Below are 25413 nucleotides of genomic sequence, written 5' to 3' on the forward strand. Positions count from 1 at the left end.
TGAGAGCCGCCGCCGGTCCTGACGCAGAACGCCTCGAACCCGGCGGATACCTTGCCGGCGCCCGCCTTCATCTTGGCGAAGGTCCCGCCGATCAGCTCGGATTTCGCCCAGGAGGCGAACTCGGCGCTCGTGCCGTGCGTGGCAGCCGACTCGGACCCAGAGTAGGCGTAGGCGATGAGCACGTGGCTCGCCGCGGCGTACTTCGCGTCGTCCCAGCCGCCGCCGTCGTACCAGCTGCCCGGGAACATCGACGCGTCGAAGCCGGGAGAGCCGAACGAGTACCAGATCGCCGCTGTCACGTCGCCGCTCGGCACGGGGCTCGTCGAGTAGGAGCCCGGCGCGGGCGTCGGGGACGAGGGCTCGGCGCAGTAGGCGATGTTCCCGTCGGCGCTCATCCACGTGGTGGCGAAGCCGCCGTAGGGGATCTTGCCGCCGATGGACACGTCTACCGTGCTCGGCGCGGCGTAGGCGGGCGAGGCCGCCACGGAGGCGAGCAGCGCCCCCGCCGCCAGGATGAGCGCCATGGCGCATCGGAGGAGCTTTTCCTGCAGGGTGCAGTCTTTCGCTGCGTTCATCTTTCCGCCTCCCTATCTCTCGACGCTTCGCTGTGCGCGGGGCGCCTCGTGCTCGGCGGCGCGGCTCGCCTGGCGGGCGTGCTCGGCGCGCTCCGCGAGGTAGCGCGAGCGCCCTGCGTCAACGGCCTCCTTGAGCTGCGCGGGCATGACCTTCACGGTGTCCTTGACCGCGCGGCCGTCCTCGTCGAGCTCGGGCTGGCCGTCCGGGCCCATCACCGTCTTCCTCAGCCACACCTCGCGGTTCGCGAGCAGCGGTATGTCCCGGAAGTCGGCCCCCTTGAAGCGGCTCTCGTTCACGAACATGGGGCTGAACTCGTAGCCTCCCACGTCCACGCCGTCGACGACGGTGCCCTTGGGAAGGGTCGCCGAGTTGAAGGTCCTGGCCTCGCCGGTCGCGCGGTCGGTGTACTCGATGCCCTCGCGCACGAAGCTCTTGTGCAGCGAGAGGTACACGTTCTTCCTCTCTTCCATGTCTTTCCTCCTTTTCGTCGTTCGTCTGTGCTTGTCTTCTTCCGCCGGGACGCGTGCCCCGGCGCGGCGCCCCTATCTCATGGCGACCGCCTCCTTCCTCGCTTTTCCGTTAGAAGCCGCTCACGATGTCGCGCGCCCAGGAGCCGCTCTTCACGAGGGCCAGGATGAGCAGCACGCACATGGCCAGGTACTGCAGCGCGTAGGTGAGCCCGTTTGCGACCGCGTCGGCCGGGGTGCCCGTCCCGGGGTTCGCCCCGGTGAGCCCGCCGAGCACGAGCGGGAACGATATGAGCAGAACGAGGATGATGACGCCGGCGATGCAGACCGCCCCGAAGCTCTTCAGGTAGCCAAGGCCTATCTGGCGCGTGGCGTCCATGCCGAGGAACGCCAGCGGGATCGGGGCGAACGCGGCCATGATGTAGAGCTGGAGCGCGCGGGCCCAGCAGACCACGAGGGCGACGACGTAGGCCGCCAGCACCACGACCCAGCTGATGAGGCTCACGACGAGCATGGCGATGAGCGACGGGATGTCGTCGTCGGTGGTGACGACGGACGCCTCGGGCAGGTCGAGCGCGCCTCCGGCGCCGAAGAGCGCCTCGACTCGGTCGATGGCGAGCCCGCAGACCTCGTAGATCGACGCCATCAGGTCGAAGCTGTTCTGTATGAGGAACAGGAACACGGCGAAGAACACGAGGAGGAAAACGACCTCCTTGACGCCGGGAAGGCTCTGGCTGCCGTCCATGCGCTGGGAGATCTCGATGAGCTTCAGGGTGAAGACCAGGCCGAGCACCCCGCACCCGATCGGCAGGATGGCAACCTGCCATACGCCCCGGGCGACGTCGTGCATGGTCAGGTCGCTCGAGCTCGTGAGCATGTGCGCGAAGTCGGCCGAGAGGATCCCGTTCGCGCCGATCGACCCGAGCACGCCCGTCTGAGCCTTGAACATCCAGTTGCAGCAGTCTCGCAGGAGGCCGCACAGCCAATCGTTGACGTCCCCGGCTATGTCGGCGTATGCCGGCTGCGCGGGGACGAGCAGGAGCGCGCAGAGGGCGAACGCCGCCGCGGCGGAGATGGCGAACGCCCTGCGGCGCTGCGCCTTGAGCGCCCGCACGGCTACATCGCCTCCAGCGAGCCGCCGCGCGAGACCACGGTGACCACCGTCGAGGCGGGGTCGTCGAGCGTGAAGGTCGTCGACGCGACGTTCCCGGCGTAGTCGAGCCACACCTCCTTGTCCCAGGTGGCTCCCGCCGCCTGCGGGGACACCTCCGCCGCCTTCCCGGCGACGGCCTCCTCGATGGAGGCGACGTCTGCGCCCAGCGCCTCGGAGAGGCGGTCGTCGGTGCCGGTCACGGAGAACGCTCCGTCTTGCGCCTTCTGGAGCGCGTAGGCCTGCGTCAGGAGGTCGCATGCCAGGGTGCGGGCGTCCCCGTCGCCCGAGACCTGGATGAGCGAGAGCCCTCCCGCCTTGTCGCCGGTTCCCTTGACCTCGATGGGCACGCTGAGCACGCCGCCGGCCTCGGAGGGCTCCTCGGCCGAGAAGAACCAGGCGCGCTCGGTGCCGCCCGCGCTCTCCACCATGGCGCCCTCGACGATCCGCAGCGTGGCTGTCGGGTCGTCGGCGCCCGTCCATGCGGTGTTCCAGAGCGCCTCGGCGCCCGAGGCGGCCTTCCCGGTTGCCGCGTCGGCGCCTGCAGCCGCGGGCTGCTCTTGCTCCTGGGGACTATCCTGCGCGCCTTCCTGCGGGGCGATGGCGCAGCGCGCCGCGCCCGCGCCGAGCGCCACGGTGAGCGCGCCTGCCGCGACGGCGGCCATGACCCTTGACTTTCCCTGCATTGGTTTCTCCTATCTCGCGGTGAGCGCGCAGCTGAAGCTGCCGATGCCGCTCGCCATGCGGCACACGTCGCCCGTTCGCGGCTCGTGTATGTACCTGTCGTCGCCGATGTAGATGGCCACGTGGCCCGAGCGGTAGAGGATGTCGCCGGGCTTCGCCTCCGAGAGCGGTATGCGCCTGAGCTCCTCGTACTGGGAACCCGTGTAGTGGCTTATGCGGATGCCCGCCTGCGCGTAGCAGTACTGCGTGAGCCCGCTGCAGTCGAGCGCCTTGCCGGGGGTCGAGCCTCCCCACACGTAGGGCACGCCGAGCTGGCTGTACGCCGCCTCGACGATCGCGTTCCCGTTCGCGGCCGGGTACTTCAGGTCCTCGACCGTCATGGAGTCGAGCCGGTAGAGGCCCCATTGCGCCATGATCGACTTCAGGGACTCGACGTAGGACGAGTCGGTCGCCCAGCCGGCGTCCTTGAGCCCCTCGGCCATCCTGTCCGAGTCGCGCCTCTCGATCGCCTCCCGGATGAGGGCGTTGCCCGAGTAGCGCTCCGCCTGCAGGAAGACCCTGCTGCGGAAGCGGATGCACTCGGCGTCGCCGGTGAAGCGGATGAAGCTCGCCGTGATCTGGGTGTGCTCGCCGGGCACGTACTCCTCGCTGGTGGCCCAGTTCGCCTTGCCGGCCACCTCGGGGCAGCCCGCGTAGCCCGACCACCACTTCATGCCGAAGAGGTTGTGGTCGCGCTCTGCGAGCCGGCTCATGCGGTCGCCCTGGCCGGACTCCTGGATGATCTGCGCGATGGTGCAGCCCGCCGGGTGCCCGTACTCCTCCTGGCACTCGAGCGCCGCCTCGACCATCTCGTAGGTGATGTAGGGCGGCAGCCCCTCGAGGCCCTGCTTGGAGGCCGCGTCGTCCCAGAAGCCGAACAGCGCGCTCAGCAGCTGCGCGACGGCGAGCGCGCAGGCGACGAAGGCCACGATGCCGGCCACCGCCCCGAGCAGGGCGGGCGCTGCGCCCGAGACCGCGCCCGCGATCGCGGAGGCGGCGCCCTTCGACCCCGCGGCTCGGGCCGCCTCGCCCGACGCCTGCGCGGCCGCCTGGGCCGCCTGGTGCTTGGCCGGGGCGGTCGCGCCGGCTGCCTCGGGGCCGCGCGCGCCTCCCTTTGGGGCGCCGAGCGCGGTCGCCGCCTTGCGGCTGCCTTGGGCTGCTTTCTTCGCCTTCCTCTGCCGCAGCCTTCCCGCGGCCTTCTCGGCCGCACGCCCCGCGTCGTACATGCCCGAGGCGCCCTCGAGCTCCTCCGAGTCGTCGAGCTGGGAGACGGCCTCCCGGGCGATCGCCAGCTTCGCCGCATCGACGCGCGAGCGCATCGCGGCCGCCGCGCGCCGGTCGCCGGCTGGTTGGGACAATTTGTCCCCGAGCCCGCCTTCCGGCGCGTCGGGCCTGGAAGGGCGCCCCTTCGCCGTTGCGGCGGGGCCTCCCGCCTCGTCGAGCGGGCCGGCGCCCTCCGAGACGTTTCCCAGGGCGTCGCGCTCGGTCTCCGCGACGTCGCCCGCGGTGAGCACGTCGCGGCGCTGCGCCCCGACCACCTCGAGCATCCCGCCGCCCTCGCTCGGGCCGGCCATTCCTATTCCTCCGCCTCTCGCGCCGCCCGGCGCATCTCGCGCTCGGCGACCTCTGCGGGCTTGGTGTTCCACAGGTCGTAGAGCGGGCCTTTCGGGAAGTCGTCGGTGATGGGCACGCGGATCCCGGCGCTGATGAGCAGGCCCTCGCCGGGCTTGACGGCGTCGCCGATGTAGCCGCGCTCCGTGGCGGAGAGCTGGAGCATCTCCGCCCATGCGTCGAGGTCGGCGGTGGACTGCTTGTGCAGCAGGAAGAACTCGGAGTTGAGCACCATGTCGCGGGCCTCGGCGTTGGCCAGCATGTGGCTCGTGTTCTGGCTGATGCCGGTGCAGATGAGGCCGAACTTGCGCCCCTCGCGCCACAGGCGGGCGAAGTACTCGACCACCGTCGGGTGCGCGAAGAGGCTCTGCACCTCGTCGATGTAGAGCCAGGTGTAGTTGGGGCGCGGCGGCGTTACCATCACGCGGTTGCGCACCATCTCGAGCGCCGTGATCATGCCGAACACGCGCATGTTCTGGCCGAGGCCGTGCATGTCGATGTTGGTGATGCGGTTGTCGAGCGCCACGTTGCTCTGGCCGTTGAAGAAGGAGAACGCGCCCTTCACGTAGCGCTCGTAGCGCAGCGCGATGTCGGCGGCCTCGGGCTCGGGCTGAGCGAGCAGCGCCGCGTGGAAGTCGCCGAGCGTGGGCAGGCGGCCGTCCCTCGCGCACTCCCGGTACGCCTCGCCGACGCAGCGGGCGATGATCGAGCGGTCGCGCTCCGGCAGGCCCTCGCGGCCCTCGGCCATGAGCGCGCTCGAGAGCGCGAGCACCGCGTCGGTCTTGTACGCGAGCTTGGCGGCGTCGGCGCGGTCCGCGACGTCGGCGGTGTCGAGGGGGTTGAGCACCGCCGAGCATCCCGGGGCGAGCTCGACGTTCGCGCCGCCGAGCGCGCCGACGAGGTTGCCGTACTCGCCGGCCGGGTCGAAGATCACGACCTCGTCCTCGGGGTGCGCGAGCACGGTGTTGGTTATCTCGCGCTTCACCGAGAAGCTCTTGCCCGATCCGGGCTTGCCGCACACGAAGCCCATGGGGCTCGCCAGGCGCTTGCGGTCGCACAGCACCAGGTTCCCGCTCTCCCTGGACTGCCCGTAGTAGCCTCCGCCCGCCTCGTCGAGGCTCTGGCTGGCGAAGGGCATCTGCATGGCCACCTGCCCCGTGGTGAGGTAGCGGCTCACGGTGACGTGGTTGTCCCCGAGCGGGAGCACCGAGTTGAGAGCCTGGCGCTGCCGGAAGTGGAGCGGCTCGAGGCCGATCGTGCAGCCCTGCGCGACGCTCGTCACCTGCTGGACGCGGCGGTCGAGCTCCTCGAGGCTGTCGGCCCAGGTGTAGACGAGGCCCGTGTAGACGAACAGGCGCTCGGACTTGTTGCGCAGGAAGTCGAGCAGCTCCTCGGCCTCCTCCTTCGAGAAGCGCAGCTCGGGCGGCAGGATCTGGTAGTCGTAGCCCTTCTTCACGGCGCTCATCTGCTCGTCGATGATCTCCTTGTCCATCCAGTCGATCTGGCGCTTCACGAGCGCGAGCGCCTCGCTCTGCGCGATGGGCTGCACGTGCAGCGTCACGTTGAGCGGCAGCGGCAGGTCGATGATGGAGGCGAGGTAGGTCTCCTCGATGACCGACCCGAAGCTGCGCACCGCGAGCACCGCGCCGTAGCGCCCGTCGCTGCGGAAGCAGTCGGACCTGCCCTCGGGCTTGAAGTCGAGCGTGGAGGGCATGACGAAGTCCTTCGTGCGCGCTCCCGACGTCGGGGACAATTTGTCCCAGGAGAACTCGAAGCGCGACCCCGGGCGCAGCTGCCCCTGCAGAAGCTCGAGCCTCTCGACGCCGTCGAGGGCGCGCGACGAGCAGCGTATGCGCGCGAGCGTCTGCTCCACGTCGCCCCGGATGCGCGCGAGCTTGGGCACCGCGGCGTCGACGTCGTCGGCGCCCACGGCGTAGGTCAGGTAGCGGTGGCGCACGAGGTTCGAGACGCCCTCGCGCATCTTGTCGTTGAGGATCCGGTTGTACTCTTCGGCGAGCCCGGCGGTGGCGCGCTCCCCGGGCTCGAAGAAGACCTTGCGGCCGACCTCGTCGGCGGGGATGGGCGCGTTCACTACCTGGAGCTGCACGTGGGAGTCCGCCGGGAAGTAGTTGAACAGCGAGCTCATCACGGTGAAGGCCGTCTCGCGCGCCTCCTTGCGCGCGGACTGGTAGCTGATGTCGGAGAACTCGACCGTCTGGCTGAACACCCCGGGCATCACCTGGGCGATGCCGTCCCTGTACATGGCGTCGTAGCCGACGTAGGCGGCCATCTCGCGCGAGCGGTCGCGCTCCCGGCGGCGCCTCTGCCGCTCGGCCTCCGCGCCCTTCGAGGCGTCCTTGCGCCCGCCCGTGCCGCCGAGGAGCAGCCCGAGGGTGCTCGGGCGCTTCGGCCTATTCTCCTTGTTGCTTCTTGCTCGGCTCATAGAGCTCGGCTCCTTTCTTCCTTGCCCTGCGCCTCGCGCGACGTCCCGGGCGGCCCGGGCGCGGCGAGCCCTCGGGGAGGCTCCCGGCGAGGCAGGGCTCGTACGCGAGCAGCTGCGGGGAGAGCTCGTGTGCCGCCAAAAGCGGCAGCAGCTCCTCGGCGCGCATGCCGAAGGGCCGCCAGAACCCGGCGAGCCAGAACGGCATGCTGCAGAGCATGATCGGGAAGGCCGCGTCCGCGACGTCGGCGTGCAGGCCCAGGTGGACGAAGGCCGCCGCCCCGACCGCGCTGCCGAAGCCGAGCGACACGCATGCGAGCGTGCGCAGGCTCATCTTCCCGACGATCTTCTCCTCGTACTCGCCGATGTCCTTCTGCACCGGTATCCGGAGCGCCATCCGCGACGCCCCCTATGCCGGCAGCCAGGACGTGTCCAGCTGCCCGAAGTAGACCGACGCGGCGATGATGATCGCGCCGCCGGCGATGGTGGAAATGGCGGTCGCGATCTGCGGGCCGCCCTGCTGCTCCCTGATGGCCAGGCCGAGCGAGACCGCTCCCCACACGACCAGGAAGCCGCCGAGGAAGGTCACGCAGCCCGACACGAGCTTGATGACGTTTGCGAGCATGCTGCTCTCCTTTGCTTTCGGTTGACGATGTTCCTTGCTGCTCCTCCCCCGCGGCGGGGGAGGCCCGCGCCGTCGCGGCCCCGTCACGAGGCGCCGTCCTTCCGCCTGCGGTACTCCGCGAAGTCGAACGGGCCGCGGCGCGCGGCCTCCTCGAGCAGGCTCGAGCGCGGGTGGCGCTCGAGCCGGTACTTCCGGTCCATGAGCGGCATGCACCCGTTCACGAGCACGAGCGCGTCCTCGCGCGGCATGCGCGCCACCTCGGCGGGCTGTATGAGGTCGCGCTCGGAGATGCCGCGGTTCACGGTCCGGGTCCAGCCGGCGCCCCGCGAGTCGCTCTGCGTCTCGCTCGCCACCGTCTGCTTGCCGGCCATCTTGCTGATCTCCTCGTTGGTCTCGTTCGCCTTGCCGCCCAGGTAGAGCAGCGTGTCGCAGGCGTTCACGATGGTCTCGGCGTTGTTGTCGCCGTAGGTCTCCTTCAGCTGCGAGAGCGACTGGACGATCATCGAGACGGCGATGTTCCTGCTGCGGGTGACGGCGATGGTCCGCTCGAAGTCTGGTATGCGCCCGATGTTGGCGAACTCGTCGAAGACGAAGTGCACCGTCGTGGGCAGCGAGCCGCCGTGCGCCTCGAGCGCCTCGGCGCAAAGCGCGCTCACGGCTGTGTCCATGAGCAGGGCGAACAGGAAGTCGAAGGTCGAGTCGGTGTCGCTCATAGACGCGAAGAGCGCGACCTTCGCGCCCTCGTCGCCCATGTGGGCGAGGTCGAGCTCGTCTTCGGAGGTGAGGTCGCGCACGGCGCGGATGGAAAGCGGCTTCAGGCGGACGTTGCAGCTCGAGAGCATCGACTTCATGGTGTCGCCGGCGGCCACGCGGAACTCGCGGTAGCTCGCGAGCGCGAAGTCGTCGGGGGGCGCGGGCTCGCGGACCTTGACCCACTCCCACGCGCCGTCCTCCTCGGCGAAGCCGCGCAGCGAACCGCCCTCCGCCGAGGCGCCGCCGCGCCTGACGTAGCGCTCGCCGGTCTCCAGCTCGCGGAACACCATGTCGAGCGGGCTCATGTAGCCCGGGTCGTCGCGGGCGTCGGCGAGCGAGAGCAGCGTGAGCAGCCCGTCGAGGTTCCGGTCGGCGGGCTCGCAGTGCATGACGAGGTAGGCCGTGAGCGCGGTGTAGACCAGGCGCTCGGCCTTCTCCCAGTAGGGGTCGCCCTTGTGGTCGGCCTCGCCCTCGGTGTTGGCGACGATGCCGCGGGCGAAGCGGATGACTCCCGCCTCGTCGCTTATGTAGGCTATGGGGTTGAAGCGCATGGAGCGCGTGAAGTCGATGGTGTCGAACGCGCGGATCTCGTAGCCGAGCTCCGCCAGCGCGCCGCCCATCTCGCGGATGAGCGTGCCCTTCGGGTCGGTCACGAAGAAGCTGGCGTTGGCCTGCAGGAGGTTCGGCTTGACGTAGTAGCGCGTCTTGCCGGTGCCGGGTCCTCCAACCACGAGCACGTTGTCGTTGGTGTCGGTGGAGAGGTCGAACCTGCGGCTCACGAGGCGGATGCGCGCGTTGTCGGTGAGGATGATGTTGTTGTCGGGGTCCTTGGGGTCGCCGAAGGGCGCGATGTCCTTGCGCGTGGCCCACCTGGAGCTACCGTGCTCCTCGCCGTCGCGCCGGGCCCCCTTGGTCCCCAGTGAGCGGGCCCAGGCGAAAAGTGCGCCGCACGCGCAGGCGGTCCCGGCGCACAGGGGAAGCGCCTCCGCGGAGAAGACGCGTCCCGCGCGGAGCGCTGCCGGGATCGCCGCCATGGCGGCCTCCGGGTCGAGGATCGGGTTCGCGCCCGACGCCGCTATTGCCGCGGCCGCTGCGTCTCCCATGGCGAACGCGGCTGCGGCCAGCGCGGCCGCCGCCTGCCACCTCATCTCTCGGGCCCCTCGATCTGGCGCGGGCCGCGGTCCCGGCCGATGTCCTGGCTGTGGGCCCTCGACGCCTCGCGCGCACGCTCCGCGCGCTCCGCCAGCCGCTCGGGCTCCTGGCGCCTCTCGGCGATCTCGGCTAGCCGCTCCCTCGCGCGATCGGCGGCCTTGCCCGTCTCTTGCTCCAGCTGGCGGAAGGCCTCGTCGACCTCGGGGGCGTCCTCCACCTTGAAGAGCAGCCAGTCGCGGCCCTCGCCGGGGATGATGTGGTGCTCGACCGACGCGGCGCGCAGCTTGTCGGAGACGACCTCCTTGATCGTCGCGTACTCGGGAAGCCCAGAGAGCTCCTCGAGGCTGAGCTTCGCGTAGGTCGGCGCGCCGTCGGCCGCGATGGCCTCGGCGCGCCCGCCGGCGATGGTCCCGCGGATTCCCGCGAGGCGCTCGGAGAGCTCCCTCGCGCTGCGCGCCATTGCCTCGGCGCCGGCCTCCTGGCCGATCCTCAGCATCCAGTCGAGCAGCTTGCCGCCCGCCTCGTCCCCGTAGTCGCTCGCCATCCCGCGCCTCCCTTCCAGTCGAGATGAAAAAGGGGCGCCTTCGCGCCCCGGTCGTCCCTATTCGGCCCCGACGGCCCTCTCGCGCGCCATTGGGGCGCGGGCTTCCTGCCCGGCGTGCGCGCGGCTCGCCTCGCGGGCGGACGCGGCGCGCTGAGCCAGCGGCTCGGCCGCCTTCTCGTGCAGATGGGCCCACTCGCCGCTGCGGCACTGCTCGGGCGTCGCCTCGCACATGTCGCGCATGGCGCGCTCGAACCGCTCGGGCTCCTGGGCGATGGCGCCGAAGCTCCAGCTCTCGAAGCCGGTCCATGCGTCGCCGTCGCGCTTGAGCGTCCACCACTCGTCGCCGCCGTTCACCTGCTGGATGAACGCGAGGTCGCGGTAGCAGAACCCCTGGCGTATGGCCCAGTTGCCCGAGCCGAGCGCCTCGCGGAGCCTGTCGAGGCTTTCCGTGCGGGAGAACTCGTAGGGGTACTCCTCGAGGAACGGGTCGTCCTGCCAGTCGAAGCCGCCGACCTTGAGCCAGCCGTTCTCCTGGCACTTCTCCACGAGCCCGTCGTGCTCGCGGCCGGTTATCCTCTCGAATCCGTCCATGGGCGCTCCGCCTTTCGTTTTCCGGTATGGCGGGCGGCGTCCTCGCGATGGGGGCACGGTGCGAGTCGGAGCAGGCGTGCGTGCCGGCGCGCCGGCGCCGCCCAAGACGTGTATAGCGATTTCGATTGCGGCGGGCATCGGGGCCGCCCGCGATGGGTCGAGCTGGGTCGAGCCGTCCGCGCCTCCACGGGAAGCGCACAGGTCAGCCGCGCCGGCGCCTGTCCCTTCCGCCCAGGTAGACGGGCCTGCAGGTCTGGGAGATCCTGCTCGCGATGGCCTCTGCCGTGACGCGCTCGCCGCGCCTCGCGAGCCTGTCCGCCAGCGCGCCGGGCGCGTAGTTCGACGTGACGATGGTCGGGCGCATGTCCTCGTAGCGCGCATCGAGCACGCTGAACACGGTGCCGACGGACCATTCGGTCGCGTCCTCCTTGCCGAGGTCGTCGAGCACGAGGACGTCGCACTTGGCGTACCGCGCGACGGCGGCCTCGGTGCCGCCCTCGTCGAACGTCGCCTTCACGCGCTCGAGCATGCCCTTGGCGGTCGTGAAGGCGACCTCGTAGCCCGCCTCGGCGAACAGCCTGGCCATGGCGGAGGCGGCGTGCGTCTTGCCGGCACCGACGCCCCCGTGTATGTAGAGCCCGGCGCCACCGTTGCCCGCGAACGAGGCGATGTACTCGGCGAACTCGGGGCGGTCTGCCTCGGCGGCCCAGTAGCGCCTGGGGATGCCCGCGCGCGCGAGCACCTTCTCCCGGCGGGCCTCCTCCTCCTTGGCGGCGAGGTTGGCGCGCCTTCGCGCCTCGGCCTCCCGCTCGCTGACCGCGCCCTCGCACGGGCAGGGGGCGGCGGAGACCCAGGCGACCCTGCCCGCCAGCGCCGCGCCGAGCGGATCGAGGGCGGCGCCGCAGTGCGGGCACGCCCTCGGCTCCGGCTCGTCGAAGGAGAGCCCGGCCGCACGGGCCTGCTCCAGGGTGATGAGTCCCGCTCGGTCCATCGGGCGCCCCTTCCTTATCTTCTGAAGTCCTTGTTGTCCCTTTTGCTTATTGGGTGGCATATCGTCAGGGGTTTCCCTGTCATCTCGTCAGGGGTTCGGGCTGCGAACCCTGACGGTTCGTCATCCTTGTTCGCGGTGAACCCTGTCATCTCGTCACCCTTTCGCGCCGGGAACCCTGACGAATCGTCAGGGGTTGCCAGCGCTCCGGGCGGCAGCCTCTCGCGCACGATGCGGTACCGCTTGGTTGCGTGCCCGCGCGCCGGGGCGTGCACGCCGCATTCCTCGATGAGGCCCTGCTCGAGCAGGTCGCGGATGGCGCGGTATGCGCTGCGCTCCTGCACGTTGAGGAACCGGGCCAGGCCGCCCTTGCTCTCGAAGTAGCCGCACCCGGCATCGCAGAAGCCGAAGATGCGCGCGTAGACGAGCAGGGGAAGGCCGGAGAGGCCCAGGTCCGCCATCATGAAGTGCCGTACCGTCGTGAACTCGCGCGGGGAGGGGCCGTCGCGCCCCCTCGGGCCTGCGGCCGCCATCGGCGCTAGCCCCTTCTGGGCGAGCCGACGACGCTGTTGCGCTCGACCCATGCGACGAGCTCGTCGTGCAGCACGATGCCGTCGCGCGTCTTGCCGCCGATGTAGCGGATTGGGAACGGGTCGTCGGGGTCTTTTGCGAGCCGGTACATGGCGTCGCGGCTGATGCGCAGCATCGCGCACGCCTCGTCGGCGCCGAATATCGCGTTGGTCGATGCGATGAGCCTCACCTGGCTCCTGCTAGTGCTCTTGGTCATGGTCGTCCTCGAGCTCCTTTCGTCTCGAGGCTCCCTCGCGTGCCCGGCCGCGGGCGGCTCCCGGGGCGGTCGCCGCCGTCATTTCCTGCCGCTCCTCGATTCGATGTAGGCGTCCACGGACGCCCTCGAAACCAGGAGCTTCCTTCCGAGCCTGTACGAGTCGATCTCTCCCGACCAGATGAGGTCGTACGCCTTGTTTCTGCTCGCCCTCATGTACTCCTGCATCTCGATCACCGTCATCCATTCGTCGCGGTCCTGGCTTCCCTCGGGCGCGGCGCATTCGGCTGCGCGTGCCATGGTTCCTCCAATCTTCCCGTGCGGCACCGCGCGGGCACGCCGCGCGACACCGTGTGCCTCTTCGTCTGCGCGACGATTGAACCGCCTGATGGCGATCTGCGCGCCCGACGGGAACGGAGACGGGTCGAGGTGGGTCGAGCTGGTCGGGCCTCCACGAAACGGCCATGAGCCACGTGCCTTAGCTCTCAGCTAAGTCCCTGAAAAGAAAAAGGCGCCCATGCGGGCGCCTGCCTAGGATCGAAGATTGTTCGGTTGTGGTCGGAATGCTCGTCTTCCGCGGTGCTGTCGTCCGGGGTCCGGCATCTGTCGTTCGCCTCTTCTGTCGTGTTTGATGTTGCGTGTTCTGCGAGCGACCTTGCGCGGGCCTGCCGGCCCGTTGCCCCAGGTGCACCCGGATAAATGGTACCCATCCGTTGGGACATGGCCTGTTGCGGTTGGCGATTCGGCTGAGCGGGAGCAGACGAACGGCGAAGGTATGCGCAAGGACGCCCCGTAAGGCTCGGTGGCCTTTGCGTTGCTTTTTTGGAACCCATCTGCAATACAAGAATTCCCTTGCTAGGCTGGGTTCTTCTCCGCCATTGCTAGATGGCGAATCCCCAAAGCCGGCGCGTCACGCCGCGAGCGGACCTTCTTATCGAGCGGAACAGAGAAAGAATGGGCTCGTAGCTCTTCTCGGAAGAGCCGCTTCTCGTCCCCCTAAGCAGGACGGCATCGTCAGTCCCGAGGATGTAGCTCCAGTAGAAACCGTCGTAGATCATCCACGGGCTTTCCCCGCGCTCGCCATAGTGGACGCCTTCGCCGATGGTGGCATAGGGCGCGAGCTTGGCCGCGGCAACCCTGAATCTGGCGGCGGGAAGGTCGCGTTTCCTGGAGACGTACTCGATTTCGCACCAACCCGTGACCAGATCGCAGCTCATGTCTATGTTGTCCTCGAGGGCAGGTCCCCACGTCCAGAACCGCGCCCACGTCGCCTTCTTGCCGACGCCTCCCGCAAGGGGCTCCTCACGGGAGACGGGCGCGGGGAGAAAGCCCACCTTGGGTTCGCCGTCGGCACCGTTGTACCATCGGGCGTAGGCGAAGCGGGTCCCGTAGAGCTTTGCGACCTGCTCGTCTTCGCGTGCCGCGAAAAGGCGCTCGAACGGTTCCGACTCCTCCTGCGGGATCAGATAGCCCCAAAGGTTGGGGCAGGCGATGTCCGTGTGGCCCTCCGGCCCGTATTCGGCCGGGTAGAACGTGCCGTCTGCCTGGTCCTGAAGCGTCTCGATTGCGTCGAGGATTGCGTCGTCTTCCCAAAACCAGCTGTCGCGCAGGCCTAGATACGCGCCCATGGCTATTTTCCCTGTTGCTTGGCGGGGAGGGGCTTGTCCCACTTTGCGGTATCGGGATTCCAAGCGGCTGTGAAATCGTCGTCCATTCCCTCGCAGGTGAGGCTTACGTTCCCTGCGGAGGGTTCAGGCTCCAGCTCGAGGAGAACTCGGTTGCCGCCCCTGCCGGTATTGAGCTCGAAATCCAGGGAGAACGAGAGCCCCGCGGCTTCGAACCCGCAGTATACGCTTAGAATCTCGGCGTCGAGGGCGGGTACGTTCTCATAGCTGAACCTGAGCTTCGGCGGGATGGTATGTGCCGGCAGCGCCTTGAAGAGGATGCCGGCAATGGTGTCGGCGATGATACCATCGTGCTCGTCTCGCCAGTCGCGGTTCTCCGGTGAGGCCTCGTCGTCGAACATCCCGTTTGCAGCGGCGTCTTTGCGGTGCCAGACGTCGTAGTCGAGGACGAACGGCAGCCCTTCTTCCTTATAGTACGCATTAAACTCACATCTCGTTTGCCATTCAAATTGTGCAGGGTTCATTTTCTCACCCCCTTTCGTTCCCGGGGGCGGGTTGGTGTTCCCCTTTCGGCTGCCCTCCACGGAAGCACCGAAATTTTGCCAACTCAAACAGCAAACTTTTTTCAAATTTTTTTGAGGACAGCAAAATGCGCCCGTCTGCAAAATGCAAACGGACGCAAAGGAATTAAAAAATGTATTTATATGATTATACAGTTCATATTCATGGGTAGAAATTTCCCCGGCGGTGGTCGGGCTTTTTTTGATATGTCAATGACCGTCGGATTTTGTCGATAGGGTATGTGCTTCATGGCGGCTACCTCCTTTTAGCCGCCGCTTTTAACAGTGATACCGCGTCATTTCATTAGAAGATAAAAAGAAACGGCGGCTTTGGTTTTTCAAAGCTGCTGCGGAAATCAAAGAACGACAAGCAACAGTTCTGATTTTGCTCCAATATGGTTATTGGGGGCACAAATTAAATCAAAAAAGAGCCGATAACAGCAGTATTTCAAACTGCATATTATCGGCTCTGCGTCTGTGCGTCTGGCTCTTTTAATTAAATTATTTTTGTTGTTTTTTGGCTTTATTATATGTATTAGCTAACTGTCCACAAGCTGCTTTAATCTCTCTACCATGAGAAACTCTTATGGTAACTTCAAGTCCTGTTTGCTCTAATTGATGTTTGAACGCAACCATTTCTTGTTTTTGTGGTGCTCTAATTTTTGAATTACTCGTCGGGTTGTATTGCAGCACGTTAATCATAACATTTTTGCCCTTAAACCATTTTGCAAGTTGCCTTATATCTGAGGAACGGTCATTTATACCTGGTAAAAGCAAATACGCAAATACCACTTTTCGATTATGCCTTTGTGAATAGGACAATGCTTGCTTAACAACATCTTCAATAGCGTACATGTGCATATGAGGAATGATGCAGTTTCTCGCAGCCTGTGTTGCTGCATGTAAAGATATTGTCAACTGAATTTTTAGATGTTCTTCGCGCAATTTTTTTAATTGATTAACTGGACCAACTGTTGATACGGTAATGCCGTCGGTTGGAAAGTTAAGTCCATTTCTATCTCGAAGAATATGGATTGCTGCAATCAAGTTGTCGTAATTGAATAAAGGTTCTCCCATTCCCATAAAAACGATACGATTTACTTTTTGACGTATCAATATGACCTGCTGCACAATTTCAGATGGTGTTAGATTACGAACGAAACCATTGCGTCCGGACTCACAAAAAATACAGCCAACAGAACAACCAACTTGCGTACTTACGCAAACAGTCCCACCATCTCGCCGTTTAATAAAAACCGTTTCGATATACCTGTTGTCTTTCAATTCATAAACATACTTTTCAGTATCGCTACTTTTATAGACTTTTTTTGTTGATATTGATAGATTTTTTTGTGAAATGGCTGTTTATACAATTCCGCATATAAGGCTCTTGCTTTATCCTCTCCAATTACTTCCGACATTTCTTTGTAAGTAAATCCGTATGGGTCATTCAATATTTCCGTAAGTGTACTTTTAGGTAAGTGTTTCATTTAATATCCTTCCTTTTGTTTTTCAGAGTTTTTGATTATGATTTCTAATTTTTCAAAAAAGCCCATATTGAAAATGGGAAAAATCTTTTTTGATTTCAATGCTTATCGAATACGCATGCTATGTAACATAAACATTTCCCCCTTTTAATAATACTATACAAGACGATATGAGCAGGACATAAAAAAGTTGGAAGCCCCTCCTGCATGCATATCCGCGGATTAGGCCGACAATAGAGGTGTCCAAACCGCCAGCGGCCACGCCGCATTCATGGAAGGGGCTTCCGATGAGCAATGCTACCACTTTCGTAGGGCTAGACGTGCATGCCAGGCCGGTGAAGGCCTGCGCGTTCGTCCCGGAAACGGGCGAGACGATCAGGAAATCGTTCGGCTACGAGCCCGGCGAGATCGCCTCATGGGTGTCCTCGCTGCCCCAGCCCGCCAGATGCGTCTACGAGTCGGGAGTGACGGGCTTCCACCTTTGCCGCGAGCTGAACGCGATGGGCGCCGCCTGCGTGATCGGAGCCGTTTCCAAGATGCACAAGCCCGCCGCGGACCGCGGCCGCAAGACCGACAGGCGCGACGCGCAGTTCCTCGCGGTGCAGCTGGCGCTGGGCGTGGTCACCGAGGTGCACGTGCCCGATGCCGAGTGCGAGGGCGCGCGGGATTTGGCGCGGGCGCTGGCCGACGCGCGCGACGACGCCGTGCGCGCCAAGCAGAGGCTTTCGAAGTTCCTGCTCAGGCACGGGCTCGTCTACGACGAGAGGAACGCCGCCGGCCAGAGGCGCAACCGCTGGACCGGGGATTTCTGGGCGTGGGTGGGCCGCATCGACCTCGGGGACGCCGCCGCCATGGCGACGCTGGACCACTACTGCGAGCGCGTGCGCGAGGCCGACGCCGCCAAGGCCGCGCTCGAGGCGAAGGTCAAGTCGCTGGCCCAGCAGCCTAGATGGAAGCCGACCTGCGACGCGCTCAAATGCCTCAAGGGTATAGACGCGGTCACCGCGGCTTCGATCGCGTGCGAGGCCGACGGCTTCGCGAGGTTCGCCACGGCGTCGGGCTTCGCGGCGTGGGTGGGCCTGGTGCCCTCCGAGCACTCCAGCGGCGAGTCCCGATTCCGCGGCGGGATAACCAAGGCCGGCAACAAGCACCTGAGAAAGCTGCTCGTCGAGGCCGCCTGGCACTACAAGGGAGCGTCGAGGTCGCCGAAAGACCTGGCCAAGGGGCAGGTAGTCGACGCAGCGACCAGGCGACACGCCAACGCGGGCGTGAGGCGGCTCGTCGACAGGCGCCGCTCCATGGACGATGCGGGCAAGCAGAGCAGCGTGGCCAACGTCGCGGTGGCGCGCGAGCCGGCCTGCTGGTGCTGGGCCGTGGGCCGAATGGCGGAAGGCGCCTAGCGGGAGCGCCGCGCACATATCCGGGTCTTTCCCGGAATTCCCGGGCTCGACGGGCGTCGGCCTCCATCCTCGGATTTTTTTCGTGCGGCGGCGAAGCCGCCACGCACGCCAAAAGACAGACGAGACGGAGGGGCCGGCCGTAGCAACGAGATGCACCGGCGCATTCTGCGCGATGGGCGAATATTAAACTGCCAGACGGGCGTCGATCCGACACGCGCTGTCAACGGGGATTGCGGAGGAGATAGATTGGGCCAAGGGCGAACGAAATCGCCCTTGGCCCTTCATTGCCTATTGACAATGTCCTGCTCATATTATAAAAGGCGCCCACGAGGACACCTACAGGCTATCTTCGAACTACTTGGTTGGGGCAGACGGAGGAAAAAAATAGGGCAGAATCGCTCTCACGATCCCGCCCCGCAAACCCGAGGGTTTCTAACTGGCTCCATTATTCCGGGCTTCTCAGTTCTGTCATTGACCCAGGTATCATCCGTCTCCTATAGCGAGTGAATATAAAAATAGGGCAGAGTCGCTTGCGCAAGTCCGCCCCTAAAACCGTGAAGGTTTTGCTATCTGCAGGCTATTCTACCAACCCGAGCGATTCTGTCAACCTGCGAAGGAACTCGAGCGCGGAGCGAGCTGCGGCGTCGGGCCCCTTGTCGGGCAGCGCCTCGGTTTCGCCGTCGGCCCTGGCGAACATCTCGGCGAGCTCGGATGCGGCGCGCGAGCGCGAGGAGCCCTCGGGTACCAAGCCGGAGTGCGCCACGAGCACGGTCGCGACCTCCTGCATGGCCGTATTCCCCATCCACTTCCTCCTGGTCGCCTTGGGAATCCCCACGGCGGCGACCCTTCGGGAGACGCCGCTGGACGCCGAGCCCCGGGCGGCGCCCCTCTCGGCGAAGCAGTTGATCAGGCACGAGCCGTGCGCGGCGCAGTTGCGGACGGACTTCACGCGCTTGAGGTCGTAGTGGGAGGCCTCGAGGCGCCTGTCGCCCCATCGCCTGGCGCAGAAGCGCACGAAGTCGATGAGGGTGCCGAACGAGGTGAGCTCAAGGAAGGCCCAGGCAGGCATGTCGCCGGAGTACTTCGCGTAGAGGCTCGAGCTGTAGGGGCTGCGGCCGCTCATCTTGAGCTCGCGCAGGCGGTACTCCCTGTTTGCAGTGGTAAGCGATGCCATGTAGTCGGCCACGATGGCGTAGCCGTCCTCTCCACGGTCCTCCATCTCGCGAAGCAGTGTCACCTTCTGGAAATGCTCGATGTCGAGCGTCATGCCGAGCAGGGCGTGGCGCAGCTCCTGGTCGAGCGCCGCGAGCAGGCGCAGCTGGCCGAAGTCGAGGTCTACGTAGCGGCCGTCGCGCGGGCCTCCCTCGTATTTCGAGAAGAGTTTGCGGTAGGATGCGAGCTTGAAGAAGTTGCACTTGTCGCGCAGGTAGTCCGCGGCCTCTTCCTCGGAACACAGTTCGAAGGCTACGCCCTTCTGCTTGAGGTGCTCTATCTGCTGCTCGATCGTGAGGATCGGCTTCCTATCGTGGGGTTCGGCCATGCTCGGTCTCCTGTCATTGATTTGAGAATCCTATTCTACCAGCATGTTTGCCCTGAATCCTGAAGGCCCGTTCGCCAACTCATAAGCAAGCCACCTGAGACTACTCACTTTGTTCACGAATGGCGAAGACCTGCGACCTGGGGTTTTGCAAATGGCGCGCAAGCCACCCGCGTTAATTCACTTGCGATTGCAGCTGGCGGCTTGCGGGCAAAAGGGCGGTTGAGTTTCAAAACGGGCGTTTTCGGCGCCATCGAGCCTCCAAAGGCGACCCGCCGCGCACTTTGGGACAAAAACAAAAACTCAAAGCCCTGAGTTTGAAAAAAGTTTTTGAGGTTGTCCCAGCTTTTGTCCCCGAAGCCGACGAAACGCGACATCGCGTCATTCGGCGGCACGCGTTCCGTGTCGATGCCGAAAACTGGGTGTAACTGGAGTGACGGGACGGCAGAACCGACGCCATCGAGTGGGAGTAGAACAGACGTTCGATTCTATGCTATAGTGTTTGCCAATGGGCGCGGCATCTTCCGAATCCGCGCCCATTGCTATACGGGCCTTACGATGACGAGCTGACGATCATAGGCGCCATGCGTGCATTTGCGGCGGAACGGGGATATGCGCCCGACTTCTCCGAATTCCGCCTCTGTCACGAGATTTACCTCTCCGACCCGCGCAAGTACGCGCCGGAGAAGCTCAAGACCGTGATTCGCCATCCCATCAAGCCGATTTAGCGAAACGAGCGCCGCCGTGCGGTCCGGCTTTTGGGGTTTATCAATTGGTAGTCCGCGTCGATCGAGCAAGCTGCCCTGCCTCCCGGCAGGTGCGTAATCCCCTTGGTCGATCCGTCTCGAGGTGCGCTCTTTGCTCATCTTGTGGCGTGGGGTTACGATACTCCTAAAAGTGTAACCAGATTCGAGTTTTAGGAGCAGCTTTTGAAGGGTAGCAGACTCAGGAACCGCGATAGATACCTCGAGGAGGCGATGTTCTTCCGTGACACCGACCTCATCAAGGTGATCACGGGCGTGCGCAGGTGCGGCAAGTCGAGCCTTCTCGATCTAATTAGGATGACCATCGAGTCTGAAGGAGTCGCTGGCCGCGGCTTTGTGAGCGTCAACCTGGAAAGCAAGGGTACGGGCATCAAGACGGAGGACCAGCTTTATGATTACGTTCGCGGGCGCCTGTCGGACAAGGGTCGCACCTACGTTTTCATAGACGAGCCCCAGAGAATCGATGGCTGGCAGGATGCGGTCAACGCAATGAGGGTCGACTTCGATTGCGACATCTACCTCACGGGCTCGAATGCGTATCTTCTCTCGAGCGAGCTGGCCACCTATCTCTCCGGGCGCTACGTAGAGGTAAAGATGCTGCCTCTGTCCTTCTCCGAGTTCGCCGACTTCTGCGGAATCGAGTTCGTATCGGGAACTTCGGTGGCTCTCACTCCCGAGGGGGATCCCGTTCTCTTCGACGACATGCTTACTCGTTACCTTGAGTACGGGGGCATGCCAGCCATCGCATCCCTCTCGACGACCCAGGCGCAGCACTCGGCGTACATGTCCGGCGTCTACGAAGCCATCGCCGTGCGTGATATTGTCAACCGTGAGCGCGGGAAGGGCAAAAGTGCGGTGACTGACCCTTCCCTGCTGCGCCATGTGGCCGAATTCCTGGCGGACAACATCGGCAACGAGTGCTCGTCGAGTCGAATCGCCGGCGCGTTAACTTCTGCGGGGCCGAAGACCACGAACAAGACCGTTTCCTCGTATGTGGGTGCGCTTGAGGAGGCCTTCCTGTTCTATCGTGCCACGCGTTACGATTTGCACGGCAAGGCGCTCCTCAAGACGAACCCAAAGGAGTACATCGTCGACACCGGCTTCCGGACCTGGATGGCCGGCTATAGGGTCACGGATACTGGCCGCCTGTTCGAGAACGCCGTGTATCTCCAGCTGCTCTACGAAGGATGGAGCGTGCATGTGGGCAAGCTCTATGGCAAGGAAGTCGACTTCGTCGCGACGAAGGACGGGCGCGTGCTCTACGTGCAGGCGACTGACGAGATGTTCGCAAGCGAGACCAGGGAGCGAGAGATCGCCCCTCTGAAGTCGATACGAGACAACCACGAGAAGATCGTGGTCGTGAGGCAGGGTTCCTACGACACGGATATCGACGGCATCCGCATCGTGAGCGCGAGGGACTTTTTCCTCTAGGGCCATGCGATTCATCGCGAGGCAGTTAGGTCAAGTGAGAAACATGCCTGACATCGGTTTGCTGACGATCTAAAACAGTAAGGAGAAGCTTGGACAATCGCAAAATCGAGCAGAACGCGGTCAATGCTGTCAAGCAGGCTTTCGGCGATGTCGCTTGCGTCTATGCGTATATAGATGAGAACGACAAGACCGAATGCACCGACGGGCACCTGCAAGTCTACTCGTCTTCTTCCTTCACGATTGAGACCGTTGAAGGCCAGTTGCCGCTTCAGGTCAAGGGGACCACTTCGAAAAGAAAATCGGACCGACCTAAGCGGCAAGTTCGAGTTTCAGACCTCAAGCACTATCTCAACATTGCTGGAGGCTGCATCTATTTTTACGTCTACTGTGGGAGCGAGGCTCGTTCAGCGGAGGTTTTCTACAGACTTTTGCTTCCCTATGACCTAAAGAAGATTCTGGCAGATATTCCGGAGCAACAAGAGCGCATCTCTTTGCGTTTCGACCGGCTTCCATCAGACGCGGCGGAATTGACGCGGCTTGTCAGAAGGGCGGTCAAGGACAGAACAAAGCAGCGAGCAGTCGCTGGCATCGCCCCCAAGACAATCGAGGAATTTAAGGACGCCGGCCTTTGCTTTGATGAGTGCGAGTTTGGAATCGAGCTGCTCGAGGGCGAGTCGCCCGCAAGCTTGGCTCCATACAGGAACGGGCTGTATATCTACGGGAAGAGCCCCTGGGGAGAGCTGTATCCCTTGAATAAGCTTGAAAACATAGTTGGCGTCGCGATTGGGTCTCGGCATGACGTCAGCTCTGGTGATGTTTCCCTAAATGCGGTGGTCATGGCCGGAGAAAATGAGAATGGCGAGCACGTTTTCTTCAGGGGTTTCGACATATGCCTCTCCACCAACACAATCACCCTCAGCGAGACCGGAACTCTTGTCGAGCGCATGGAAGAGTTGGCCCTCATGCGCGCATTGATGCAAACCGGTACGCTTTCCATAGACGGAAGCGGCTTTGCTCGCGGGTGCAAGTTGAGCGGAGGCGACCTCGACGCCCTTGAGAGTCGATTGCAGTCGCTGGAGATTATCAAGCGGGTTGTCGACGCTCTTCATTACAAGCCAGAGCTCGACATCAGTGCGTTGACCACTCAGGATTTAAGAAACATCGAGACAATTTACAAGGGATTGGTTGAGAACGCACCCCTCCACTACAAGGATCGGCAAAACGGATTCGGATATATCAATCTGGGGAACCATCCGATTAAGCTCGTGTTTTACCAAGTATCTGAAGATATGTACCGAATGGTCGATGGGCTTCGACTGGATGACCTGACGGTCTCGGTGTTCTTCCGGGGCGAGGGGGATGCCCCCGTAGTCGTCGCGCCTCTGTTCGTCCAAACGATGCAGGACTATATGAGGCTTGCCAATATCGATGCCGAGGTGTTTGCCGCTACGCTGAAGCAGTATCCAGTCACCGAAGTTAGCTCTGCCTACGTCAACGACAAGATGCTTGAAATGCTATCGGCCTACGATCAAGATGCGTGCTGTAAGGAAGAGTTGCTGAAATGCTGCGAGATGACCGTAGACGCCCTGGAAGCTTTTGCGGATCGAGAGGCAACCCTGATAAATCGATATCAAATTGCCGCTCGAAAGCGAGATCTTACTAGCGAGGAGAAATCTGAGTTAATGGCAATCCAGCTGAATTCAGATAGTGCGCTGTCGAAAGCATGCGCAGCAGCCTTGCGCGGAGACTCGGACATGGCCTCTGCGCTCAGAGCGTCACTTGACGAAGAGGTACGAACGACGCTCGGCTCATGGCCGATCGGCCGTTTCTTCGCATAAGACCGCATAGACTTTTTGAGGCATCGAAATGAAGCTACTCGTCGAATCGATTAGAAATGCGGTTGAGAAAGACTGCCTTATTCCAGCCCTTATGTCTTCCCTTACCATTCCCGACGCCATGGGGCAGCTTCTTTATCCCAATCTCGTCCTTCATAACGGGAAGAGAGCGGCGGGGCGGCAGTATGTGAAGTGGTTTGATGACTGGGCGGCAAACGACTTCCTGTTTTCGGGAGACCCCTCGAACGAAGGTGAAACGATTCCAGGTCAAATCTTTAATGGGAAGATGTGCTGGAAGCTCCGGTGCTCCCTGTTGCATTCAGGCGACTACGATGTGTCGGTCGATGCTCCCGAGAAAGACGAGAGCTTCGACTACGACTACAAGTTCGAGCTTGTCCTCCACGGGCGCAACGCCCTCTGCTCTTCCTGGCCGTCGCCCAAGAGCGGGATGCGTGCGACTAAGAGCGTGACGTTCCGCGTTGATGCGGCGTCGCTCGCGAGCTCGCTGTGCAACGCCGCGGAGGCCTGTCTTAAAGAAACGGGCGAAACGGTCAGTTACCCCAATCTGGGGTTATTCGACGTGGCTGCATGGGCGGATAGATTCAATACTCGCTGAGTCATCTCGTCAAACTCCTTGTGTGCTAAACGTTGGTGTTGGCGCCCCGGAAAAGGGGCGTGGCCAGCGCCTAGAATCTTCAGCTACCACGCTGAGACGATAGGAGATGACCACATGGACACTATGGCGCACGAGGCGCCCGCGACGCCGTTGCTTGCGTTTCGCTATCGCTGCTCGAAGCGTGTCGCTTGGGGCCCTGGCCGGAGGAGAGACGACCGCTCCCTGCGAGACTGCGGAACCACCTATATCCGCTTGCTGCGGGCTTGCTTGAACCAGTTCCTCTTGAAAGAATCTATACCTCCGAAGAACTTGTTGTACGTCTCACCGTTCTCCTTGGCCTCGTACTTGACCAAGGCAAGTTCGATGGTGCAGAGGTAATCCGCCACTTGCTCGAGGCGGTAATCGGTCATCGAGGTCTTGCGGCGTCGGACGACCCCTTTTGAGAGGACCTTGCCCACCGAGCGGTCAAGCGCCTGTTTGACAATGTCCTGACCGTTGTCGTAGTAAACCTTCACATCGTCGAAGGATTGAAAGAAGCCCAGGTGTTCAATCATGGCAGAGGAGATATCGCGCCCCATACGTTCCATTAGCCTTGCCGGGTCTTCGAACTGGCTGCGGTGGTAGACGAACGTGATATAGGAAATGGGAAGTTTGCGGACGAACGAGGAGAAACGGGCGAGCATCACCTTGCGCTGCTCGATGTCAAGAAACTCATAGTCCTTGTGCCCGTTCATGAGAGGCTCGGAGTGAAACGGAATGTTAGGGAGATCGGCCCTGACAAGCTTGGCCTCATAGCCCGTGACCGCCTCGGCGATGCTGCCTGCCTGGTCGTGAAAGACGAGTACGAGCGGGTAGTAGCGAGCTTTGCCGCCGCGGTCGCCGCTCTCGTCGACGAAGATGTTGAGTTCCTTGGCCAATGGGGACTCCTAATGGAATGGATAAAAAAATAGCCGGGGGACTCCCCCGGCACTTGGAGGTAGCTTAATGAGCCACCAACAACCTTATAGCGTGTGCTGGCGGTGAGTGCAAGAGGGGAACGGGATGAAACCGCTGTTGATAGTGCCCCTGAAATAGATTCGCAGCTTCTTCAAGATTACGGAACACGAGAATTTATCGTCGGAGCTGGTTTGCGATAACAACCCGAAGCTTGCCTTTGTCTGTATGAACCTGATTCAGAGGCGCAGTGACACCATCCACGAGGGCGTGCCTGAGCGCCTTTCGTCTCGAGGCTCCCTCGTGTGCCCGGCCGCGGGCGGCTCCCGGGGCGGTCGCCGCCGTAATTTCCTCCTGTTCCTCGACTCGACGTAGGCGTCCACTGACGCCCTCGACACCAGGAGCTTCCTGCCGAGCCTGTACGAGTCGATCTCTCCCGACCAGATGAGGTCGTATGCCTTGCTTCGGCTCGCCCCCATGTACTCCTGCATCTCGATCACCGTCATCCACTCGTCGCGGTCCCGGTTGCTCTCGGGTGCCGCGCATTTCGTAGCGTGCGCCATGGTTCCTCCAATCTTTCCGCGCGATGCGCCTGCGCGGTCCCGTGTGCGTTTTCGTCTGCGCGACGATTGAACCGCCTGATGTCGATTGGGGGCACGGCGCGAGCGGAGGTGGGTCGAGCTGGTCGGGTCTCCACGAAACGGCCGTGAGCCGCGTATCCTAGCCGCGAGCTAAGTCCCTTAAAATCAGAACCACCCTTAAAAAGGGTGGTTTGCTCTTAGGGTATAACCCACGGGCCCCGGGCTCGCGTCTAAAGGCGC

Annotated in this window: 26 protein-coding genes and 1 pseudogene; 5 read left to right on the top strand and 22 right to left on the bottom strand. The window is 63.4% G+C overall.

All coding sequences use genetic code 11. The features are described 5' to 3' along the window. Positions 1 to 176: 176 nt before the first annotated feature. The 18 genes and pseudogenes from I1969_RS11265 to I1969_RS07770 all read right to left on the bottom strand — a co-directional run. Positions 177 to 575 (bottom strand): annotated as a pseudogene (locus I1969_RS11265) (thioester domain-containing protein); the annotation flags it as partial. Between the two features lie 12 nt (positions 576 to 587). Beyond that, positions 588 to 1046, bottom strand: a complete 459-nt coding sequence (locus tag I1969_RS07690; protein WP_195234312.1) for a DNA gyrase — start codon at positions 1044 to 1046, stop codon at positions 588 to 590. A gap of 109 nt (positions 1047 to 1155) precedes the next feature. Next, on the bottom strand, positions 1156 to 2157 hold the full coding sequence (locus I1969_RS07695; RefSeq protein WP_200831540.1) for a hypothetical protein: 1002 nt from the start codon (positions 2155 to 2157) through the stop codon (positions 1156 to 1158). A 2-nt stretch (positions 2158 to 2159) separates the two neighbouring features. Next, on the bottom strand, positions 2160 to 2858 hold the full coding sequence (locus tag I1969_RS07700) for a hypothetical protein (protein WP_195234320.1): 699 nt from the start codon (positions 2856 to 2858) through the stop codon (positions 2160 to 2162). A gap of 30 nt (positions 2859 to 2888) precedes the next feature. Next, a complete protein-coding gene (locus I1969_RS07705) occupies positions 2889 to 4490 on the bottom strand; it encodes a glucosaminidase domain-containing protein (RefSeq protein ID WP_229028332.1) in 1602 nt (533 codons plus the stop codon). A gap of 2 nt (positions 4491 to 4492) precedes the next feature. After that, on the bottom strand, positions 4493 to 6970 hold the full coding sequence (locus I1969_RS07710) for a VirB4-like conjugal transfer ATPase, CD1110 family (RefSeq protein ID WP_073293312.1): 2478 nt from the start codon (positions 6968 to 6970) through the stop codon (positions 4493 to 4495). Beyond that, positions 6939 to 7364, bottom strand: a complete 426-nt coding sequence (locus I1969_RS07715; protein WP_073293314.1) for a PrgI family protein — start codon at positions 7362 to 7364, stop codon at positions 6939 to 6941. Before I1969_RS07715 ends, I1969_RS07710 begins: the two co-directional genes overlap by 32 nt. A 12-nt stretch (positions 7365 to 7376) precedes the next feature. Then, on the bottom strand, positions 7377 to 7592 hold the full coding sequence (locus tag I1969_RS07720) for a hypothetical protein (protein ID WP_006234636.1): 216 nt from the start codon (positions 7590 to 7592) through the stop codon (positions 7377 to 7379). Between the two features lie 83 nt (positions 7593 to 7675). Further along, complete coding sequence (locus I1969_RS07725) at positions 7676 to 9493, bottom strand: VirD4-like conjugal transfer protein, CD1115 family (protein WP_195234322.1); 1818 nt, start codon at positions 9491 to 9493, stop codon at positions 7676 to 7678. Continuing rightward, a complete protein-coding gene (locus tag I1969_RS07730; RefSeq protein ID WP_195234324.1) occupies positions 9490 to 10041 on the bottom strand; it encodes a hypothetical protein in 552 nt (183 codons plus the stop codon). The genes I1969_RS07725 and I1969_RS07730 overlap by 4 nt, the downstream gene beginning before the upstream one ends. Positions 10042 to 10098: 57 nt before the next feature. Next, positions 10099 to 10632, bottom strand: coding sequence for a peptide ABC transporter substrate-binding protein (locus I1969_RS07735; RefSeq protein WP_195234326.1), 534 nt, complete (start codon positions 10630 to 10632; stop codon positions 10099 to 10101). 202 nt (positions 10633 to 10834) lie between these two features. Beyond that, on the bottom strand, positions 10835 to 11623 hold the full coding sequence (locus I1969_RS07740) for an ATP-binding protein (protein ID WP_195234328.1): 789 nt from the start codon (positions 11621 to 11623) through the stop codon (positions 10835 to 10837). A gap of 14 nt (positions 11624 to 11637) precedes the next feature. Continuing rightward, entirely contained in the window at positions 11638 to 12153 is a 516-nt protein-coding gene (locus tag I1969_RS07745; protein ID WP_075279313.1) for a hypothetical protein, read from the bottom strand. A gap of 5 nt (positions 12154 to 12158) precedes the next feature. Then, the gene (locus I1969_RS07750) at positions 12159 to 12407 is read right to left on the bottom strand and encodes a helix-turn-helix transcriptional regulator (RefSeq protein WP_071129839.1); all 249 of its coding nucleotides are present in this window, start codon (positions 12405 to 12407) and stop codon (positions 12159 to 12161) included. Positions 12408 to 12485: 78 nt separating this feature from the next. After that, on the bottom strand, positions 12486 to 12704 hold the full coding sequence (locus tag I1969_RS07755) for a helix-turn-helix domain-containing protein (protein WP_101677789.1): 219 nt from the start codon (positions 12702 to 12704) through the stop codon (positions 12486 to 12488). A 581-nt stretch (positions 12705 to 13285) separates the two neighbouring features. After that, a complete protein-coding gene (locus tag I1969_RS07760; protein WP_101677790.1) occupies positions 13286 to 14032 on the bottom strand; it encodes a hypothetical protein in 747 nt (248 codons plus the stop codon). Between the two features lie 2 nt (positions 14033 to 14034). Beyond that, complete coding sequence (locus I1969_RS07765) at positions 14035 to 14553, bottom strand: hypothetical protein (RefSeq protein WP_130811361.1); 519 nt, start codon at positions 14551 to 14553, stop codon at positions 14035 to 14037. Positions 14554 to 15090: 537 nt separating this feature from the next. Beyond that, positions 15091 to 15873, bottom strand: a complete 783-nt coding sequence (locus tag I1969_RS07770; protein ID WP_458795821.1) for a radical SAM protein — start codon at positions 15871 to 15873, stop codon at positions 15091 to 15093. A gap of 490 nt (positions 15874 to 16363) precedes the next feature. On the opposite strand from I1969_RS07770, the gene I1969_RS07775 reads away from it, so the two are divergent. Beyond that, positions 16364 to 17476 carry an IS110 family RNA-guided transposase gene (locus I1969_RS07775; protein WP_195234330.1) on the top strand — a complete coding sequence of 371 codons (1113 nt, stop codon included), beginning with the start codon at positions 16364 to 16366 and terminating at the stop codon, positions 17474 to 17476. Between the two features lie 577 nt (positions 17477 to 18053). On the opposite strand, the gene I1969_RS07780 is transcribed toward I1969_RS07775, so the two are convergent. Further along, positions 18054 to 19016: an Abi family protein gene (locus I1969_RS07780; RefSeq protein WP_075844146.1), complete on the bottom strand. Its 963-nt coding sequence runs from the start codon at positions 19014 to 19016 to the stop codon at positions 18054 to 18056. A 113-nt stretch (positions 19017 to 19129) separates the two neighbouring features. After that, positions 19130 to 19408, bottom strand: a complete 279-nt coding sequence (locus I1969_RS07785) for a hypothetical protein (RefSeq protein WP_129583900.1) — start codon at positions 19406 to 19408, stop codon at positions 19130 to 19132. 189 nt (positions 19409 to 19597) lie between these two features. Here I1969_RS07785 and I1969_RS07790 point away from each other — a divergent pair, with 189 nt between their 5' ends. The 4 genes from I1969_RS07790 (at position 19598) to I1969_RS07805 (ending at position 23659) form a co-directional block, all read left to right on the top strand. Continuing rightward, on the top strand, positions 19598 to 19741 hold the full coding sequence (locus I1969_RS07790; protein WP_324248657.1) for a hypothetical protein: 144 nt from the start codon (positions 19598 to 19600) through the stop codon (positions 19739 to 19741). A gap of 201 nt (positions 19742 to 19942) precedes the next feature. Further along, a complete protein-coding gene (locus I1969_RS07795) occupies positions 19943 to 21208 on the top strand; it encodes an ATP-binding protein (RefSeq protein ID WP_229028333.1) in 1266 nt (421 codons plus the stop codon). A gap of 89 nt (positions 21209 to 21297) precedes the next feature. Beyond that, positions 21298 to 23046, top strand: coding sequence for a DUF4365 domain-containing protein (locus tag I1969_RS07800; protein WP_195234332.1), 1749 nt, complete (start codon positions 21298 to 21300; stop codon positions 23044 to 23046). A gap of 28 nt (positions 23047 to 23074) precedes the next feature. After that, entirely contained in the window at positions 23075 to 23659 is a 585-nt protein-coding gene (locus I1969_RS07805) for a hypothetical protein (RefSeq protein WP_195234334.1), read from the top strand. A gap of 242 nt (positions 23660 to 23901) precedes the next feature. On the opposite strand, the gene I1969_RS07810 is transcribed toward I1969_RS07805, so the two are convergent. Together I1969_RS07810 and I1969_RS07815 are read right to left on the bottom strand one after the other, a co-directional pair. Further along, positions 23902 to 24576: a DUF3800 domain-containing protein gene (locus tag I1969_RS07810; protein ID WP_195234336.1), complete on the bottom strand. Its 675-nt coding sequence runs from the start codon at positions 24574 to 24576 to the stop codon at positions 23902 to 23904. Between the two features lie 255 nt (positions 24577 to 24831). Next, positions 24832 to 25155, bottom strand: a complete 324-nt coding sequence (locus tag I1969_RS07815) for an excisionase family DNA-binding protein (RefSeq protein WP_229028334.1) — start codon at positions 25153 to 25155, stop codon at positions 24832 to 24834. Between the last annotated feature and the right edge of the window lie 258 nt (positions 25156 to 25413).

The sequence above is a fragment of the Collinsella aerofaciens genome (assembly GCF_015548375.1).
GTDB classification, from domain to species: Bacteria; Actinomycetota; Coriobacteriia; order Coriobacteriales; family Coriobacteriaceae; genus Collinsella; species Collinsella aerofaciens_AB.